The organism is Symbiobacterium turbinis, from assembly GCF_055383075.1.
Map to the genome: position 1 here is coordinate 644,908 of NZ_AP042433.1, position 16,570 is coordinate 661,477.

Annotated in this window: 12 protein-coding genes; 10 read left to right on the forward strand and 2 right to left on the reverse strand. The window is 69.9% G+C overall.

The features are described from left to right. Nucleotides 1-63: 63 nt before the first annotated feature. The 4 genes from ACZ45O_RS03035 to ACZ45O_RS03050 all read left to right on the forward strand — a co-directional run bounded on the left by ACZ45O_RS03035 (nucleotide 64) and on the right by ACZ45O_RS03050 (nucleotide 6,613). Nucleotides 64-795 carry a glycosyltransferase gene (locus ACZ45O_RS03035; protein WP_464855484.1) on the forward strand — a complete coding sequence of 244 codons (732 nt, stop codon included), beginning with the start codon at nucleotides 64-66 and terminating at the stop codon, nucleotides 793-795. After that, nucleotides 792-3,239: a glycosyltransferase gene (locus ACZ45O_RS03040; RefSeq protein WP_464855485.1), complete on the forward strand. Its 2,448-nt coding sequence runs from the start codon at nucleotides 792-794 to the stop codon at nucleotides 3,237-3,239. The genes ACZ45O_RS03035 and ACZ45O_RS03040 overlap by 4 nt, the downstream gene beginning before the upstream one ends. Further along, on the forward strand, nucleotides 3,236-5,068 hold the full coding sequence (locus ACZ45O_RS03045) for a methyltransferase domain-containing protein (protein ID WP_464855486.1): 1,833 nt from the start codon (nucleotides 3,236-3,238) through the stop codon (nucleotides 5,066-5,068). Before ACZ45O_RS03040 ends, ACZ45O_RS03045 begins: the two co-directional genes overlap by 4 nt. 450 nt (nucleotides 5,069-5,518) lie before the next feature. Beyond that, nucleotides 5,519-6,613: an acyltransferase family protein gene (locus ACZ45O_RS03050; RefSeq protein WP_464855487.1), complete on the forward strand. Its 1,095-nt coding sequence runs from the start codon at nucleotides 5,519-5,521 to the stop codon at nucleotides 6,611-6,613. Nucleotides 6,614-6,641: 28 nt separating this feature from the next. On the opposite strand, the gene ACZ45O_RS03055 is transcribed toward ACZ45O_RS03050, so the two are convergent. Both ACZ45O_RS03055 and ACZ45O_RS03060 read right to left on the reverse strand, forming a co-directional pair. Next, nucleotides 6,642-7,445, reverse strand: a complete 804-nt coding sequence (locus ACZ45O_RS03055; RefSeq protein ID WP_464855488.1) for a hypothetical protein — start codon at nucleotides 7,443-7,445, stop codon at nucleotides 6,642-6,644. A gap of 1,775 nt (nucleotides 7,446-9,220) precedes the next feature. Beyond that, nucleotides 9,221-10,258: a glycosyltransferase family 4 protein gene (locus ACZ45O_RS03060; protein ID WP_464855489.1), complete on the reverse strand. Its 1,038-nt coding sequence runs from the start codon at nucleotides 10,256-10,258 to the stop codon at nucleotides 9,221-9,223. Between the two features lie 153 nt (nucleotides 10,259-10,411). Here ACZ45O_RS03060 and ACZ45O_RS03065 point away from each other — a divergent pair, with 153 nt between their 5' ends. Genes ACZ45O_RS03065 through ACZ45O_RS03090 form a run of 6 tightly spaced genes read left to right on the forward strand, consistent with a single transcriptional unit; the run spans nucleotide 10,412 to nucleotide 16,552 of the window. Then, the gene (locus ACZ45O_RS03065; RefSeq protein WP_464855490.1) at nucleotides 10,412-11,491 is read left to right on the forward strand and encodes a UDP binding domain-containing protein; all 1,080 of its coding nucleotides are present in this window, start codon (nucleotides 10,412-10,414) and stop codon (nucleotides 11,489-11,491) included. Further along, nucleotides 11,463-12,377, forward strand: a complete 915-nt coding sequence (locus ACZ45O_RS03070; protein WP_464855491.1) for an NAD-dependent epimerase/dehydratase family protein — start codon at nucleotides 11,463-11,465, stop codon at nucleotides 12,375-12,377. Before ACZ45O_RS03065 ends, ACZ45O_RS03070 begins: the two co-directional genes overlap by 29 nt. A gap of 12 nt (nucleotides 12,378-12,389) precedes the next feature. Continuing rightward, nucleotides 12,390-13,382: an SDR family NAD(P)-dependent oxidoreductase gene (locus ACZ45O_RS03075; protein WP_464855492.1), complete on the forward strand. Its 993-nt coding sequence runs from the start codon at nucleotides 12,390-12,392 to the stop codon at nucleotides 13,380-13,382. Between the two features lie 13 nt (nucleotides 13,383-13,395). After that, nucleotides 13,396-14,352, forward strand: coding sequence for a nucleotidyltransferase family protein (locus tag ACZ45O_RS03080; RefSeq protein WP_464855493.1), 957 nt, complete (start codon nucleotides 13,396-13,398; stop codon nucleotides 14,350-14,352). Further along, on the forward strand, nucleotides 14,349-15,461 hold the full coding sequence (locus tag ACZ45O_RS03085) for an NAD-dependent epimerase/dehydratase family protein (protein ID WP_464855494.1): 1,113 nt from the start codon (nucleotides 14,349-14,351) through the stop codon (nucleotides 15,459-15,461). The genes ACZ45O_RS03080 and ACZ45O_RS03085 overlap by 4 nt, the downstream gene beginning before the upstream one ends. Beyond that, the gene (locus tag ACZ45O_RS03090; protein ID WP_464855495.1) at nucleotides 15,458-16,552 is read left to right on the forward strand and encodes a glycosyltransferase family 4 protein; all 1,095 of its coding nucleotides are present in this window, start codon (nucleotides 15,458-15,460) and stop codon (nucleotides 16,550-16,552) included. Before ACZ45O_RS03085 ends, ACZ45O_RS03090 begins: the two co-directional genes overlap by 4 nt. The last annotated feature ends 18 nt before the right edge of the window (nucleotides 16,553-16,570 follow it).

Sequence of the window (16,570 nt, forward strand, 5' to 3'; positions counted from 1 at the left end):
TCCCGCCTCAGTTTACATAGTGTATTTGGAGCACTGCGTCTCTGCGGACCGGGAGGGGGAGCGGTGTCCGGCGGCCCAAAAGTCACGGTGGTCATTCCCACCTACAACACGGCGCGCTACCTGGCCGAGGCGGTGGAAAGCGCCCTCAACCAGACGTTCACCGACCGGGAGGTGCTGGTGGTGGACGACGGCTCCACCGACCGCACCCCGTTTCTGCTGGAGCGGTACGGCAGGGCCATCCGCATCATCCGCAAGCCCAACGGCGGCACCCCCTCGGCGCTGAACGAGGGCATCCGCCGGGCCCGGGGCGAGTGGATCGCCTGGCTCAGCGCGGACGACGCCTTCCTGCCCGAGAAGCTGGAGAAGCAGATGGCGTTCGCGGAGGCGCACCCCGAGTGCGCGCTCATCTACACCAACTGGTTCGTGGTGGACGCCAGGGGCGAGAAGATCTCCTACCTGATCTCGCCCACGTTTCGGACGCAGTCTGAGCAGATCACGGCCCTGCTCAGGGGCTGCGTCATCAACGGCTCCACGACCCTCGTACGCAAGGAGGCCTACGTGAGCGCAGGCCTCTTCGACGAGTCGCTGCCCCAGGCCCACGACTGGGACATGTGGCTGCGGCTCGCCCGGGACTTTCGCTTCGGCCACGTGGCGGAGCCGCTGCTCCGCTACCGCTGGCACGGCGAGAACATGAGCGCCCGGCCCGACGCGCTGGCCTACAACGACCGCGTGCTGGCCAAGGCGCGGGCGTATCTGGGGCAGCATCTGCCCCCGGAGGGAGGCGGCAGAACGTGAAGCAGCGGTCCAATCCCCGCCTGCTGGTACTGGCCTGTGACGGGCTCGATCCGTATCTGGTGCTGGCTTACCTGCACCGCTTCCCCTTCTTGCGCAGCCTCTGCCAGGGCGGCGGCTACGGGGTGGTGCAGTCGGCGGTGCACTCGTGTGACATCTGGACCACCTACTACACCGGCCTCACGCCGGAGGAGCACGGCGTCCAGCTGAGCCGGCTCGGCCTGGCCAAGAAGCCCGCCGACCTCAGCGCCGTGAAGACCGACCTCTTCCTGTGGGACTGGTTGAACCGGCACGGCCTCACGGTTGGCTTCGTCGAGCCCCTGCACGCCTACCCCGCCCCGAAGGTGGAGGGCTTTTTTGTCTCCGGCATGCCGCGGCCCGCCCTGTCGCAGACAGACCAGGCCGTTTACCCGCCGGCGCTGAAGCCGCTGATTGACCGGGAGTATATGCCCAGCATTCCCCGCCCGCCGAGCCTGCAGGACCTGGGAGTGACCCGCCCCTTCGCGGAGCTGACGGACGCCGAGTTGCTGGCGCTTCTTGACGGATACTTCGCCGACGCCCCGGCCCTCCTCAGGCCGCACCTGGAGTGGTATCTGGGCCTGATCGACCGGCTGTGGGCGCACAGCCCCTGCGATGTGCTGTGGGTCTACTTCATGGAGCCCGACGTGCTGGGCCACTTCACGTGCAACGCCACGCCGCCGGAGGCGCTGATTCAGGTCTACGAGGAGATGGACCGGGCGTTCGCCCGGCTGGCCCAGCAGCTGCGCCCGGAGGCGGTGATGGTGGTCTCCGACCACGGCATGGCCCCCATCGCCTCGCTGCTCACGGAGCCGCAGGCCACGCACCTGATGAAGATGCTGTCCATCGAGTACCGCGTGGCCGGCGCGCGGCTGCTCCGCCCCGACCTCGCCGTGGTGCAGGGGTTCAACAGCGGTCTCAGCACCGGCACGCACCGGGACAGGGCCTTCTACGCGGTGCGCAGCCCGGGGGTGCGGGCCGGCGTCAGGGCCGACATCCACTTCCACGACGTTTTCGGCTTGATCATGCGCGTGCTGAATCTCCCTCTGCCCCCCCGGCGCAGGCCGTACCGCGGGCCGCTGTTTCCCGCCGCCGGAGCAGCTCCGGTGCAGACCGCTCCGGCGGATGCAGGCACGGTGCAGGCCGGAGGTGCGGGAAGCGGCAGGGCGCAGTCCACTCCTGCGGCTGTTGGCCCGGCACAGGCCGGAGGTGCGGGAAGCGTCAGGGCGCAGTCCACTCCTGCGGCTGTTGGCCCGGCACAGGCCGGAGGTGCGGGAAGCGGCAGGGCGCAGTCCACTCTTGCGGCTGTTGGCCCGGCACAGGCCCCCGGCGCGGGCGGAGGCACGGGCGCCGCCGCACGATCCGCGCCGGGCAAAGGTTTTGTACCATCAAATCGGAGTACGGGGGTGCCACCGTTGCGCATCGGGATCCTCACCTACGGCATCCACACGGGCGGGCGCGGGCGCACGGTCGCCCAGCTGGCCGACGGGCTGGCCCGCCGCGGGCATCAGTCCTTCCTCGTCATGCTGGACGGGCAGCCGGTGGCCTACCCCGTGAGCGTGCCCGTCCACCGCGTGCCCCTCTTCGAGCCGCACCGGTATCCCCCTGCAGACGTGCTCATCCCGGCGTCGCTGGGGCTGATTCCCAGGGCCCTTGCCCGCCCCGACGCCGTCACCGTGCCGCTTCACTTCCGCTTCGAGCCGGACGTGGCCTACGACGTACGCACCGCCCTCCACGTGACGAGCCTGCCCTACCGCTCCATGGCCACCACGGGGTCCGTGGCGGCCCGCGTGCAGCAGCTGAGCGGCGTGCCCTGCCACCCGGTGCCGGCCGGGGTCGACACGGCGGTCTTCAAGCCGGGACCCCGCCCCGGCGGAGGCCGGAGGCGTGTGGGGTTCATCTACCGCCACCCGGCCCTGGGGTACGGCTTCAAGGGCGCGGACACCTTCTTTGCCGCCATGCAGCGGGTGCTGCACGAGGAGCGGGACGTGGAGGTCTGTGTGCTGAACCCCGACGGGCTGCCGGTGGACGCGCCCATTCCGGTGGAGGTGGCGGCCGCGGGGAGCGACGCCGAGATCGCCGAGTTCTACCGCAGCCTGGACGTGTTCGTCGCAGCCTCGGTGAGCGACGGCGCGCAGCTCGGGGTGCTGGAGGCCATGGCCTGCGGCACGCCGGTGGTGGCCACCGACGCCCGCGGAATCCGGGACTACGCCGAGCCGGGGGTCAACTGCTTCATGGGCTTGCCGAACAACGCGCAGATGCTGGGCAGCCTGGTGCTTGCGGCCCTTAGGGACCGGGACCGGGCTCGCCGCTTCGCCGACGCCGCCCTGCAGACGGTGCGGACCCGGACCTGGGACGCGTTCGTCGATCGTGTTGAGGCCGCGGTGCAGGCGGCCGCCGCCGAGCGGCGCAGGGGGGTGAAGCTGTGAAGGCGCCGCGCCTTCTGGTGCTGGCCTGCGAAGCCGCGGACCCCCACATCATCCTGGCCAACCGGCAGCGCCTGCCGACGTTGGATGCGCTGTGCCGGGACGGCAGCTGCGGCATCGTCGATTCGCTCCCCCGCGCCTCAGAGGTCTGGGCCACCTACTACACGGGGCTGCCCCCCGAGGTGCACGGTGTGCAGGCCCGCAGCCCGGCGCAGTCCGGGGAGCCGGCGGACCTCACCCGGGTGAAGGCGGACTTGTTCCTGTGGGACTGGCTGGGCCGCTGGGGGCTGAGCGTCGGCTTCGTGGAGCCGCCGCACACCTTCCCTGCGCCGCGGATTCACGGCTTCTTCGTCTCCGGCGCGCCCCGCCCGCCGCACCGCCGGACCGACCGATCGGTGCACCCGCCCGAGCTGCGCGCGCTGATCGACCGGGAGTACGGGGCCGGCATCCCGAAGCCGCCGACCCTCAAAGAGCTGGGTGTCGACCGCCCCTTCGCAGGGCTGTCGGATGAGGAGCTGAACCGGATCCTGGCCGGAGGCTACTTCGGCGACCTGCCCGAGCGCCTCCGGCCGCACCTGGAGTGGTACGCCGATTGGGTTCTGCGCCTGTACGAGCGCTGGCCGACCGACGTGCTCTGGGTCCACTTCCGGGAGGCGGACATCGCCGGTCGCTTCCTGATGCACGAGCAGCCGCCCTGCACGCTGGTGCAGGCATATGCGGAGCTGGACCGCATCTGCGGCCGGCTGATTGAGCGTCTCAGGCCGGAGAGCGTGCTGTTCCTCTCCGATTGCGGCGTGGTGCCGATCGCACACCTGTTGACCCGGGAACCGCCGAACCCGGCGATGGCGGAGGTGGCCCGGGAGTGCCAGCAGGCGGGCTGCCGCCTGCTCTCGCCGGACCTGGCCGTGATGGAAGGGCCGGACGGAGGGCTGTTAAGCGGCACGCACGCCTGGCAGGGCTTCTACGCCCTGCGGGGGCCGGGGGTCTACCGCGGGCAGCGCTGTGACATCCACTTCCACGACGGCTTCCGGCTGATTGCCCGCGCGGCCGGGCTGCCCGCGCCCCCGGACCGGGTGGGGCGCACTCCGCCCGTCTTCAACGAGTTCTCGCAGCGCCGGGCGGCCGAGTACGACCGGCAGCAGTGGGCCGCCAATCCCGACTACCTCTCCGCCTTCCTCAACTTTGCGGACCTGAAGCCGGAGCACCACGTGCTGGAGGCGGGAGTGGGCACCGGCCAGGTGGCCGCCGCGGGCGCGCCGCTGGTGGCGCGGTACGTCGGGCTGGACAACTCAGAAGAGATGCTGGTCCAGGCCCGGCGGAAGCTGCCGGGCCTGGAGCTCCTGCACGCGGACCTGCGGGCGGTTCCCCTGCTGGACCGGTCCTTTGACCGGGTGCTGGCCCGGTCGGTGCTGCACCACGTGACCCACGGCCTGGAGCAGGTGATGCGGGAGCTCTACCGGGTGCTGCGCCCCGGCGGCCGGCTGGTGATCGGTGAGGGCATCCCGCCTTCGCCGGAGTCGGTGCCCCACTTCACCGAGGTCTTCGCGCTGAAGGAGGAGCGGCTGGTCCTCCTGCCGGAGCACCTGGTGCGGCTCCTGGAGGCCGCCGGCTTCGTCGACATCCGCTTTGAGCGGTACGTGATGCCGCAGGTGAGCGTGCGGGGCTGGCTGGAGCGCTCGGACCTCTCGGACGCGCTGAAAGCCCTGCTTCTGGAGATGCACCGCTCCACGCCGCCCGAGGTGCAGCGGGCCTACCGCACGACGGTCACGGAGGACGACGTGCTGGTCGACTTCACGTTCGCGCTGGTGAGCGGGCGCCGCCCCGAGTGGTGAAGGGGGGAGTTGCACGGAGGCCAGGGGCTGAACGGCCCCCGGCCTCCTGCGCGCGGATGGGTCCCGTGAACGTGGCGCTGCAGGGCGCTGACCCGACGCGGGCCTCGTGCGGGCGCATGGTTCCCGTGCAAGAGGCGCTGCGGGGCGCTGGGCCGACGCAGACCTCGTGCGGGCACATGGTTCCCGTGCAAGAGGCGCTGCAGGGCGCTGGGCCGACGCAGGCCTCGTGCGGGCACATGGTTCCCGTGCAAGAGGCGCTACAGGGCGCTGACCCGACGCGGGCCTCGTGCGGGCACATGGTTCCCGTGCAAGAGGCGCTACAGGGCGCTGACCCGACGCGGGCCTCCTGCGTGCGCATGGGTCCCGCTGGAAAGGGCAGGATCGGGCGGCTGCCGGGTCGAATGGCCATATGGCACCCGTTGGCACGAATACGCCTTTCAGGAGGACCTGTTGAAACAGAAAGTCATTGTCCCCGAGTTAATTATCATCCGCGCCCTGGCCTGCCTGGCCGTGGTCTTCATGCACTCGATCACGATGCTCATCGGGGATCCGGACGCAAACCGCGGCCTCAACATCGCGCGGCTCCTGCTCCTGTTCGCCACGCCCACGTTCGCCTACATGTCGGCATTTCTGATCGGCTACTCCAAGACCCGGCGCACGTATCTGGAGACCATCCTGCTGCGGGTGAAGTACCTCATCCTGCCCTACCTCGTGTGCGCCGTCGGTTACGCCTTCTGGCAGCACTACCAGTGGGGCGCGCCCCTGCTGGACCGGATCTGGTACAACGTCAAGGGCGGCTACCACGGCTACTTTGTGCTGGTCGTGATGCAGTTCTACGTGTTCCACCCGCTGTTCCGGCCCATCCTGGAGCGGGTGCCGGCCTTGGTGGGCCTTTCGGCCGCGGGCCTGCTGAACGCCGCGTACCTGGGGGCCCTGAACCTGGGGCTGATCAGCCTGCCCTACCTGGGCTTCAACTGGTACCACTTCCTGCCCGCCTGGTTCTTCTACTACGTGCTGGGCTACTACTCCGGCCGCGACCGCGACCAGTTCCAGCTCGCGCTGCGCCGGTACTGGCCGCTTTCGGCGGCGCTCTTCATCGGCGGCGGGGCGCTCCTTCTGCGAAACGCCCTGAGCGGCTTCCTGCCGGATGTGACGTCGCAGCGCTTCGAGGTGGTGCTGTACGCGGCGGGGGTCATCCTCATCGCCTTCCCGCTGGCCGGCCGGGTCCGCCGGATTCCGGCGGTGCTGAACCACGTCAACCGGGCGTCGTTCGGCATCTACCTGCTCCACTGGTTCTTCCTGGAGCTGTTCCGCCGGTGGGTCGTGCGGATTCCGGGGCTGCCGAAGGTGGCGGGGATTCTCCTGCTTTTCGTCCTGGCCGCGGTGGCCTCGGCGCTCGTGACCTACGCCCTCAACCGCTTCCGGTGGGGCGCCTTCCTGGTGGGCCGGCTCGGGGTGGACGGCCGCAGGGGCCGGCTGGCGCCGCCGCCGGGGACTGCACAGACAGCCGAAGCAGCCGAGGCGGCCGCGGCGGGAGGCAGTTAGGGCTGCTGGGTCATCCGTTCGTTGCGGGTCACGGGGCCGGTTGGAACCGTTCATCCGCCAGCAGCCCTTCACGGAGAAGGCTGCCGCTTTCGTCGTAGAGCCGGAGGACGGCCCCATCAAGTTGAATATCGCCCGGGGAGGTCATGGCGACGAGCCAGAGGCCTCCCCGTACCGTTGCTTCCAGCACTTCCCCGTCCGCCAGCTCCACCGTGAGGCGCCCGGCCTGTGCGTCGGTGACCCGGCCGAACAAGGCCTGAATGAGGAGGTCCCTCTCCCGGTCCCACGGGGGGTTCAGGACAACCAGTTGGTGAAAGGGACCCTCCCGTGGGGGCCCGACGATGGTCACGCTGTTTGTACCCATCCACTCGCCAGCCCCGAGGTCGAGGGCGGCGGCCACTCCGTACTGGCGGGGTGCCGGCTGCCACAGCATGACCTGCCCGCCGATGAAGACGTCTTCGCCCACCCGTCCGCCGCCGAACGAAGACCGCAGCAGGACCTCTTCGGGGTGGAGTCCGACGGCCTTGCTGGACAGCGCATCGGCGTACAGCAGTTGGTCCGGCTGTGTGCCGGGGGACTGATCGGCCGGCGTGAACTGGACCTGGTTTGCATTCTGGCTGACGCGCTGTTCATTCTGGCTGACGGGAGGGTCACTCGGGCTGACGGGCTGTTCGTTCTGGCTGGCGGGAGCGGCATTCCGGCTGGCAGGCTGGGTGGCCGTTGCATCAGGGCCCGGTTCCGTTTCTGCATGTTGCGCCCCGAAGCTCTCCTCGGTGGCCGGAGCAGCGGCTTTCTCGGGGGAAGCGCAGCCCGCCACGACCAGGGCCATCAGCAACCAGGCCCAAGCCCACCTCATGACCAAGCCGCCAGACCTCATTGCTGTACCTCCTTCACGCATGCGTTCAGGTGGCATTGTAGTCGCCGACTGCCCGCCGATCCCGGTGCCTTGCGGGGGGAGGGGGCCGGCCTGTGCAGGGCTCCTGCACGTCTCAACCACCAGGCTCGCGTCCGGCTCTTACACGTCTCAACCACCCGGCCCGGGGCCGTGCCGGCGGGTAAGTGCGGCGGATTTCGACTTTGGCCAATCGCCAAGTGGAAATCGGCCGCAGTTCGTGCCCTGGGCCGGGCTCGTACATATCTCAACCATCCAGCCCACGCCCAGCTCCTTGACGTCTCAACGACCCGGCCCGGGGCCGTGCCGGTGGGTAAGTGCGGCGGATTTCGACTTCGGCCAATCGCCAAGTGGAGATCGACCGCAGTTTGTGTCGTGGGCCGGGCTCGTACATATCTCAACCATCCAGCGCGCGTCCAGGTCCCTGACGTCTCAACGACTCGGCCCGGGGCCGTGCCGGCGGGTAAGTGCGGCGGATTTGGACTTCGGCCAATCGCCAAGTGGAAATCGGCCGCAGTTCGTGCCGTGGGCCGGGCTCGTACATATCTCAACCATCCAGCCCACGCCCAGCTCCTTGACGTCTCAACGACCCGGCCCGGGGCCGTGCCGGCGGGTAAGTGCGGCGGATTTCGACTTCGGCCAATCGCCAAGTGGAGATCGACCGCAGTTTGTGTCGTGGGCCGGGCTCGTACATATCTCAACCATCCAGCGGGCGTCCAGGTCCTTGACGTCTCAACGACTCGGCCCGGGGCCGTGCCGGCGGGGAAGTGCGGCGGATTTCGACTTTGGCCAGTCGCCAAGTGGAAATTGGCCGCAGTTTGTGCCCTGGGCTGGGCTCGTACATATCTCAACCATCCAGCGGGCGTCCAGGTCCTTGACGTCTCAACACCCCGGCTCGGGGCCGTGCCGGCGGGTAAGTGCGGCGGATTTCGACTTTGGCCAATCGCCAAGTGGAAACCGGCTGCAGTTCGTGCCTTGGGCCCGGCTCCTTCATGTCTCAACAACCCGGCCCAGGGCCGTGCCGGCGGGGAAGTGCGGCGGATTTCGACTTCGGCCAATCGCCAAGTGGAAACCGGCTGCAGTTCGTGCCTTGGGCCCGGCTCCTTCATGTCTCAACGACCCGGCCCAGGGCCGTGCCGGCGGGGAAGTGCGGCGGATTTCGACTTCGGCCAACCGCCAAGTGGAAATCGACCGCAGTTCGTGCCGTGGGCCCGGCTCCTTCATGTCTCAACGACCCGGCCCGGAGCCGTGCCGGCGGGGAAGTGCGGCGGATTTCGACTTCGGCCAATCGCCAAGTGGAAATCGACCGCAGTTCGTGCCCGGCGCCGGGCTCGTACATATCTCAACCATCCAGCCCACGCCCAGCTCCTTGACGTCTCAACCACCCGGCCGGGGCATCACGGCCGGATAAGTGCGGCGGATTTCGACTTCAGCCAACCCCCAAGTGGAAATCCACCGCAGTTCGCGCCCGGCGCCCAGCTCCTGCACGTCTCAACCACCCGGCCCACTAGCCGCCCCACCGCTGACGAGAGACCAACGACATGGCGGCAGAATTGTTCGTCTACTACAACTCCAACTCCTTCTCCTGAACACACCGAAGCCGCCGGGTCCGGGAAACTCCAGACCCGGCGGCTCTTGCAGCCCGACCCTGCCGGCCCCGTGGCGCCACCCGGCGCCGCGGGGCCGGCGCTGTTTCACCATCGCCCGGAGCAATGCCCCTACACACTCGCGCCCCCGTCCGGCTCGATGCGCCCCTGCATGATCTGCGTCAGCGCGTCCTGCATCTGGTCGCCGTAGCGCTCCCACGTCCAGACCGACGCCGTGCGCAGGCCGCCCTCGATCAGCCGCGACCGGAGCTGGGGCTCCCTGAGCACGCTCAGGATGTACCCGGCCAGCAGATCGGGGCATTTCGGCGGGCAGAGCAGGCAGTTCTCGCGCGGGCGGGCGTAGTCGCGCACGCCGCCGCAGTCGGTCAGCACCACCGGCGTCCCGCAGGCCATGGCCTCCAGCGGGGGCAGGGAGAGGGCCTCAAACCAGGAGGCGAGCACGTAGACGCTCGCGCCGTTGTAGGCCTCGGCCATCGCTCTGTCGTCCTCCAGCCGGAGGGGGGTGAAGGGGAAAGGAAAGCTCGGGGGCTCGGCCCCGTACGCCCCGCTTTCGGTGACGGCCACCTGCACCTGGACGTCCGGCATGTGGCGGCGCACCAGCTGCATGGCGGCGCTGAAGTCACGGTTCCCCTTGTAGTGGTAGCCGTGCCTTTCGGATCGGTAGATGAAGAAGACCGTGCGGTCCTGGCCCGGTGTTCGTTCAAGGGGCCGGAAGACGCTTCCGTCCACGCCGGGCTGGGCCATGAAGCAGTCCTGCCCCGTTGCCTCCCGGATGATCTGCCGGTGGTGCGGCCCCAGGGCGATCACCGGAAACCCCTGCAGGTAGGTTGCGAGCGCTTCCTCTTTCCTGGGCACCCAGAGGGGTTCGAACCCGGTGCTGAGGCGGACGACGCGGCCCTTTCCGCTCTCTGCGGCAGGCTTCACCGTCGGCCAGAAGTTGGGCATGATCACGTCGGCTTCCGGCAGCACTTCCGGCGTGATCTGCCGCACCCGCTTCACGGAACACTTCAGCGGGTAGGCGATGGGCTGGCCTTCGAGTATGACCACGGTCACGTCATGCCCGCGCTCGGCCAGCTGGTTGGCCGCCTCCGCCACGACCCGGGGGCCGCCCCCGCGGTGGAGGCTGAGCACCGGAATCACGATGCGCACAGCAGACCCCTCCATGTGACTGGGTTGGTTCAGTCGCTCCGTGTGACTGCGCTCCTCCAGTCTATGGATGACCAAAGCGGGTTGTGTCGGCCGGTCACCTTATTATGTAATCCCACATACCCTGATTCAGACCGAACCGCCGGGGGGTGAACCATGGCAGTGCAGGTCTGTGTAGTGGGCGTGGGCAACATCGGATGCAATCTGCTGACCTCCCTTCGCCGGCGAGGGCTGAGGGCGGTCGGCGTAGAGATAAACCCGGACCGGCGGGCAGCCCTGGCGGAGTCCGGGGTGGACGGCGTCTATGCGTGCCCGGACGAGGCCGGTGATGTGGACGCCTGGATCCTCACCACCTCGACGGGGCCGGGGCTGAGCCACATCCTGAGCGCGGTGCGGGCCATCTCGCCCAAGCAGGGGGCCCTGGTGTCGGTGGAGTCGACGCTGCCCGTGGGGGGGACGGCCCGGCTGGCCGAGGCCTTCCGCGAGCGGGGCTTTGCGCCGGGGCGGGACTTCCACCTTGCGCACGTGCCCCACCGTATTCTGTTCGGCGTCGAGGAGACCGTGTTCGACGCCCCGCGGGTGGTGGCCGGGATGACGCCGGCGTGCCGGGACGCCGCGCTGACCTTCTACCGGTCGCTGGTGCCCCAGCTCTATGCAGTGGACGACGTGCGGGTTGCCGAGCTCGCGAAGATCGTGGAGAACGGGCTGCGCTACGTCAACATCGCCTTTGCGGAGGCGCTTTTCGGCTACTGCCTGGAGCAGGGGCTGGACTGGGCGCAGCTTCACGGCGCTGTCAACACCAAGCCGAACGTGGAGCTGCTGAACGTGGACTTCGGCATCGGCGGCGAGTGCCTGCCAAAGGACGTGGGCTTCCTCCAGGAGGCTATGCAGTCGCCCCTCCTGGCCGCGGCCATAGCCGCGGACGAGGCCCACCGGGAGCGGCTGCGCCGGCTGGCCGGCCCGTGCCGGCGGGTTCTGGTGAAGGGGCTGACCTTCAAGCCGGGCTACGCGGACACCCGGTTCAGCAGGGCGCGGGAGCTGGCCGAGGCGCTTGCGGCCGACGGCAAGGAGGTCTACGTGTACGATCCGGCCCTGGGGCCGGAGCAGGTGGCCCAGCTGGGCTTCCGGTGGGGGGAGCCGGACGAAAGGTACGACCTGATTTACGAGCGCCCCCTGGCGATTCGCTATACCGAGGAGGACGACCACCGTGGCCAGGATACTCGTGACGGGCAGTAAGGGCACCCTGGGGAGCCGGCTGGTGGCAGAGCTGGAGGCCAATGGCCACGAGGTCTGGCAGGTGGACACCCACCACCAGGCCGACGACCGCTACTTCCGCGCGGATGTGGCCAACTACCGGCAGCTGGAGCGGGTGTTCGAGCAGCCGTACGACTACGTGTACCACCTTGCGGCCGAGTTCGGGCGCATCAACGGCGAGGAGTACTACGACACGCTCTGGCAGACCAACGTGATCGGCACCCGGCACATCCTGGAGTTCCAGCGGCGGAAGGGCTTCAGGCTGATCTTCGCCAGCTCCTCCGAGATCTACGGCGAGACCCAGGCGGAGGTGCTGGACGAGGACCTGCCCCTGCGCCAGCCCATCATCCAGCACAACGACTACGCCCTCACCAAGTGGGTGAACGAGGTTCAGATCATGAACTTCGAGCGGCGTTACGAGGTGCCGGTGGTGCGGCTGCGGTTCTTCAACGCCTACGGCCCGGGGGAGCGCTACCACAACTACCGGAGCGTGGTCTGCCTGATGGCCTACCGCGCGCTCACCGGCAAGCCCTGGACCGTGTTCGAGGGCTACCACCGCACGTTCATGTACGTCGACGACTTCATCCCGACGCTGGCCCGGGTCGCCGACCGGTTCAAGGCCGGCGAGGTCTACAACATCGGCGGCACCGACTACCGGAGCGTGCGGGAGCTGAGCAACCTCATCCTCCAGCTCACCGGCGCCGATCCCAGGCTGGTCACCTACCTGCCAGAGGACAAACACAACACGGTGAGCAAGCGGCCCGACATCCGGAAGGCCGTGCGGGACCTGGACCACAACCCCAGGGTGACCCTGGAGGAGGGCCTCCCGCCCACCATCGAGTGGCTGCGCCGGGAGTACGGGCTGTAGGGGGGAGCGGCCGTGGGAGAGTGGCAGAACAGGCGGGTCCTGGTGACCGGGGGGACGGGCTTCATCGGCAGCCACGTGGTGCAGGCCCTGCTGGCGGAAGGGGCCCGGGTGCGGGTGCTCGCGCACTACAACGGCAACGGCCACCTGGGCAACCTGACTGAGCTTCCGCCCGGGGAGCGGGCGGAGGTGGAGGTGGTCTGGGGCGACCTGCGGGATGCCGACTCGGTGCGCCGGGCGGTGAAGGGCATGGAGCGGGTGCTCCACCTGGGCGCCCTGATCTCCATCCCCTACTCGTACCTGGACCCCCGGAGCTACGTGGATGTGAACGTGACCGGCACCCTGAACGTGCTCATGGCCTGCCGCGACCTCGGCGTGGAGCGGCTGGTGCACACCTCCACCAGCGAGGTTTACGGCACGCCGGACACGGTGCCGATCTCCGAGGCCCACCCGCTCAGGGGGCAGTCGCCGTACTCCGCCAGCAAGATCGGTGCCGACAAGCTGGTCGAGAGCTTTTTCTGCGCCTACAACCTGCCGGTGGTGACCCTGCGCCCCTTCAACGCCTACGGGCCGCGCCAGTCCACCCGCGCCCTGATCCCGACCATCCTCACCCAGGCACTCTGGGCCCCGGAGATCCGGCTGGGGAGCCTCTGGCCGCGGCGGGACTACACCTACGTGACCGACACGGCGCAGGCCTTCCTGAAGGCGGGCAGCGCGCCGGGGGTTGAGGGCATGGTGCTGAACGCCGGCTACGGCGCGGACATCTCGGTGGGCGAGCTGGCCGAGATGGCCATGCGGCTGACCGGCCGCCAGGTGCCGGTGGTGGAGGAGCGGGAGCGGGTGCGGCCCAAAGCCAGCGAGGTGGCGCGCCTGCTCTGCGACCGGTGCCTGGCAGAGCAGCGGCTGGGCTGGCGGCCCCGGGTCCCGCTGGAGGAGGGGCTGCGCCGTACCCTGGCGTTCATTGAGCGCAGGTTCACGCCGGAGATTCTGAACCAGAGCATCGTGTAGAGGGGGGGTGCGCATGCGGGCTGTGATCATGGCGGGTGGGGAAGGCCTGCGGCTCCGCCCCTACACCCGCATCCTGCCGAAGCCCATGCTGCCCCTGGGCAACAGACCGATTCTGGCCTGGCTGCTGGACCGGCTGGTGGCCGCGGGCGTGACGGAGGTCACGCTGGCCGTGCGCTACATGGGATACGTCTTCCGCAGCTACTTCGGCGACGGGAAGCAGGTGGGGGTGCCGGTGCGCTACGTGGAGGAGGCCGAGCCGCAGGGGACCGCCGGTCCCCTCCGGCTTATTCCGGACCTGGATGAGCCCTTTCTGGTGGTCAACGCTGACATCGTGACCGGGCTGGACTTCCGGGACTTCATCGCCTTTCACCGCAGCCGCGGCGGCTGGCTGACGGTGGCGACCCAGCTGCGCCGGGAGCGGCTGAACTTCGGCGTGCTGGAGGCCGACGGGGAGCGGGTGTTGGCCTACCACGAAAAGCCGGAACGGGTGGCGCGGCTGGGGCTGGGCATCTACGCCGTGGATCCGCGCGCCCTGGCCTATCTGCCGGAGACCGGGCCGGTGGATATGCCGGAGTGGATCGCCGGTCTGCTTGCCGACCGGCGGCCGGTGATGCACTACGAGACCGAGGCCCCCTGGTTCGACCTGGGCTCGCCCGAGCAGTACTTCGCGGTGATGGAGCGGTGGCCGGAGCTGGAGGGGCAGATGCGGGCGAGTGGAAAAGGGCGGTCGGGACTGGAGGGGCAGATGCGGGCGAGTGAAGAAGGGCGGTCGGAACTGGAGGGGCAGATGCAGGCGAGTGGAGAACGGCGGTCGGAACTGGAGGGGCAGATGCAGGCGAGTGGAGAACGGCGGCCGGAGCTGGAGGGGCAGATGCAGGCGAGTGGAGAACGGCGGCCGGAGCTGGAGGGGCAGATGCAGGCGAGCGGACAGCGGCTGCCGGGCACGGAATGGCGGGGGAGCGGGGAATGAGCCGCCGGGTCTTGATTACGGGCGTGACCGGGATGCTCGGGCGGGAGCTGGCGCTCTGCCTGCGCCGCCGGGGATACACGGTGTACGGGGCGGCCCGCCGGCCCCTGGACCGCTGGCAGGATGGGCTGGAGTGGCTGCCAATCGTCTGCGACCTGACCGACGATGCCGACGCCGCCCGGGCCGTGCGCCTCAGCCGGCCGGAGCTGATCTTCCACCTGGCGGCGGCCCAGGCCAGCGCGACCCGCAGCCCTTCCGCGCACGAGCTTCTCGAAGTGAATGTGTGCGGCACCCTCAGGCTCTTGAACGCGGCGGCCGAGGCGGCGCCGGGGGCGCGGCTCGTCATCGCCAGCACCGGCGCGGTCTACGGGCCCAACGCGGGCCCTCGCCAGCGGTGGCGGGAGGAGGCCCCACTGTGGCCGGCCTCACCCTACGCCGCCAGCAAGGCGGCGATGGAGCTGGCGGCCCGGAGCCTGGGGGACAGCCTGGGCATCGAACTCGTGGTGGCCCGGCTGTTCAACCTCATCGGGATCAGCCCCCGGAGCGACAGCGCCCCGGCCCACTTCGCCCGGCAGCTGGCCGTCATGACGGCTGAGGGCCGCCCGCGCCCCCTGGCGACGGGCAACCTGGACGCCGTGCGGGACTACCTGGACAGCCGCGACGCCGCCCGGGCGCTGGCCCTGCTGGGCGAGCTGGAGGGCCCCGATCCGGTCTACAACATCTGCTCAGGGCGGGGCGTGCGGTTGCAGTGGGTGGCCCGGCAGCTCTGGCGGCTGAGCGGGCTGCCCGAGCCGGAAGCGCCCGCGGGTACTGCGGCGCCTGGCGGGGCAGGCCGGGCGGGTACCGCTCAGGCGGGGGCAGGCCGGGCGGGTACCGCTCAGGCGGGGGCAGGCCGGGCGGGTACTGCTCAGGCGGGGCCAGATCGGGCGGGCTTTGCTCAGGCGGGGGCGGGTCGGGTGGCCGCCGATCGGCTGGTGGGAGACCCCCGGAGGCTCCGTGCCGCCACCGGCTGGGCGCCGGAGGTGTCGCTCACCCGGTCGCTGGAGCGGCTGCTTCACTACTGGCGCTCCCAGGTGGCCGCCGGGGGTTCGGAGGAGGAGGATGCGCCGTGAAGCGGGTGGCGGTCCTGACGCCCGCCTACCTCGGCCCTCGGGGCGAGCCGCCAGTGCAGGGCGGGGCCGAGCGCCACCTGATCGAGCTGTGCAGGCTGCTGGAGGACCGGGGCTGTGAGGTTACCCTCTTCCAGGCCGCCGCCCACGACTGGAGTGCCGTGCACGACGGGCGGGTGGTCCGGGGCCTCGGGCCGATGGTGGTCAACGGCGGCGCCTGGCCGGTGACGAACCGGCGCTTCCGAGAGGCGGCCGGCGGCTTCGATCACCACCTGTTCCACCTGTGGTCCATGGCCTACCCCGGGGCGCCGCCGGGCAGCGTGGGGGTCTCCCACTCGCTCTGGTGGGACGACGGCGGCGTGGCGCGGCGCCCCTTCCCCATCTTCACGCCCCGGCTCCGGCAGGCCCTGGAGAGCCTGGCGGTCGTGGTGGCCAACGACACCAACGTGATCAACTGGGTGCGGGCCACCTGGCCGGAGCTGGAGGGGCGCTTCCGGTTCATCCCCAACTTCGTCGACCTGGCGCAGTTTCCGCCGGGTTCGGTGCGGACGGGAGACGGGACATTTCGGGTGTTGGTGCCGTGCCGGCTGGAGCCGCAGAAGGGGCTGGAGCCGATGCTGCAGGCGGCGCTTGCGCTTACGGAGGGGCCGGGGGTCGAGGTTCACTTTGTGGGCGCGGGCCCCGAGGAGGCGGTGCGCCGGCTGCAGGGAGTCTCGGCAGAGCGGCCGGCAGTTCAGCACCGCATCCGGCCCATGGCGGAGATGCCCGCGGAGTACCGGGCGGCTGACCTCGTGGTCATCCCGTCGCTGGCCTCCGAGGGAACCAGCCTGAGCTGCCTGGAGGCGATGGCCTCCCGGCGGCCGGTGATCGCCGGCTGGGTGGGGGGCCTCTCCAACCTGATCATCCACGAGTACAACGGTCTGCTCGTGCACGCCACCGCAGAGAACCTGACGTCGGCCATCCGGCGGCTCTGGCGGGACGCCGACGCCCGGGCGCGGATGGCCCAGCGGGCGCTGGAGGTGGCAAGGGCGCACTCCCTGGCCCGCTGGCGGCGGGCCTGGGGGGAGGTGCTGGACGCCTGCTGGGGCTGTTGACATAACAACCCGGCGGCC

Bases quoted from the DNA above. Each gene is read 5' to 3' on its own strand.
- ACZ45O_RS03065 (WP_464855490.1), top strand. From the start codon at position 10,412: ATGGCAGTGCAGGTCTGTGTAGTGGGCGTGGGCAACATCGGATGCAAT.
- ACZ45O_RS03080 (WP_464855493.1), top strand. From the start codon at position 13,396: ATGCGGGCTGTGATCATGGCGGGTGGGGAAGGCCTGCGGCTCCGCCCC.
- ACZ45O_RS03085 (WP_464855494.1), top strand. From the start codon at position 14,349: ATGAGCCGCCGGGTCTTGATTACGGGCGTGACCGGGATGCTCGGGCGG.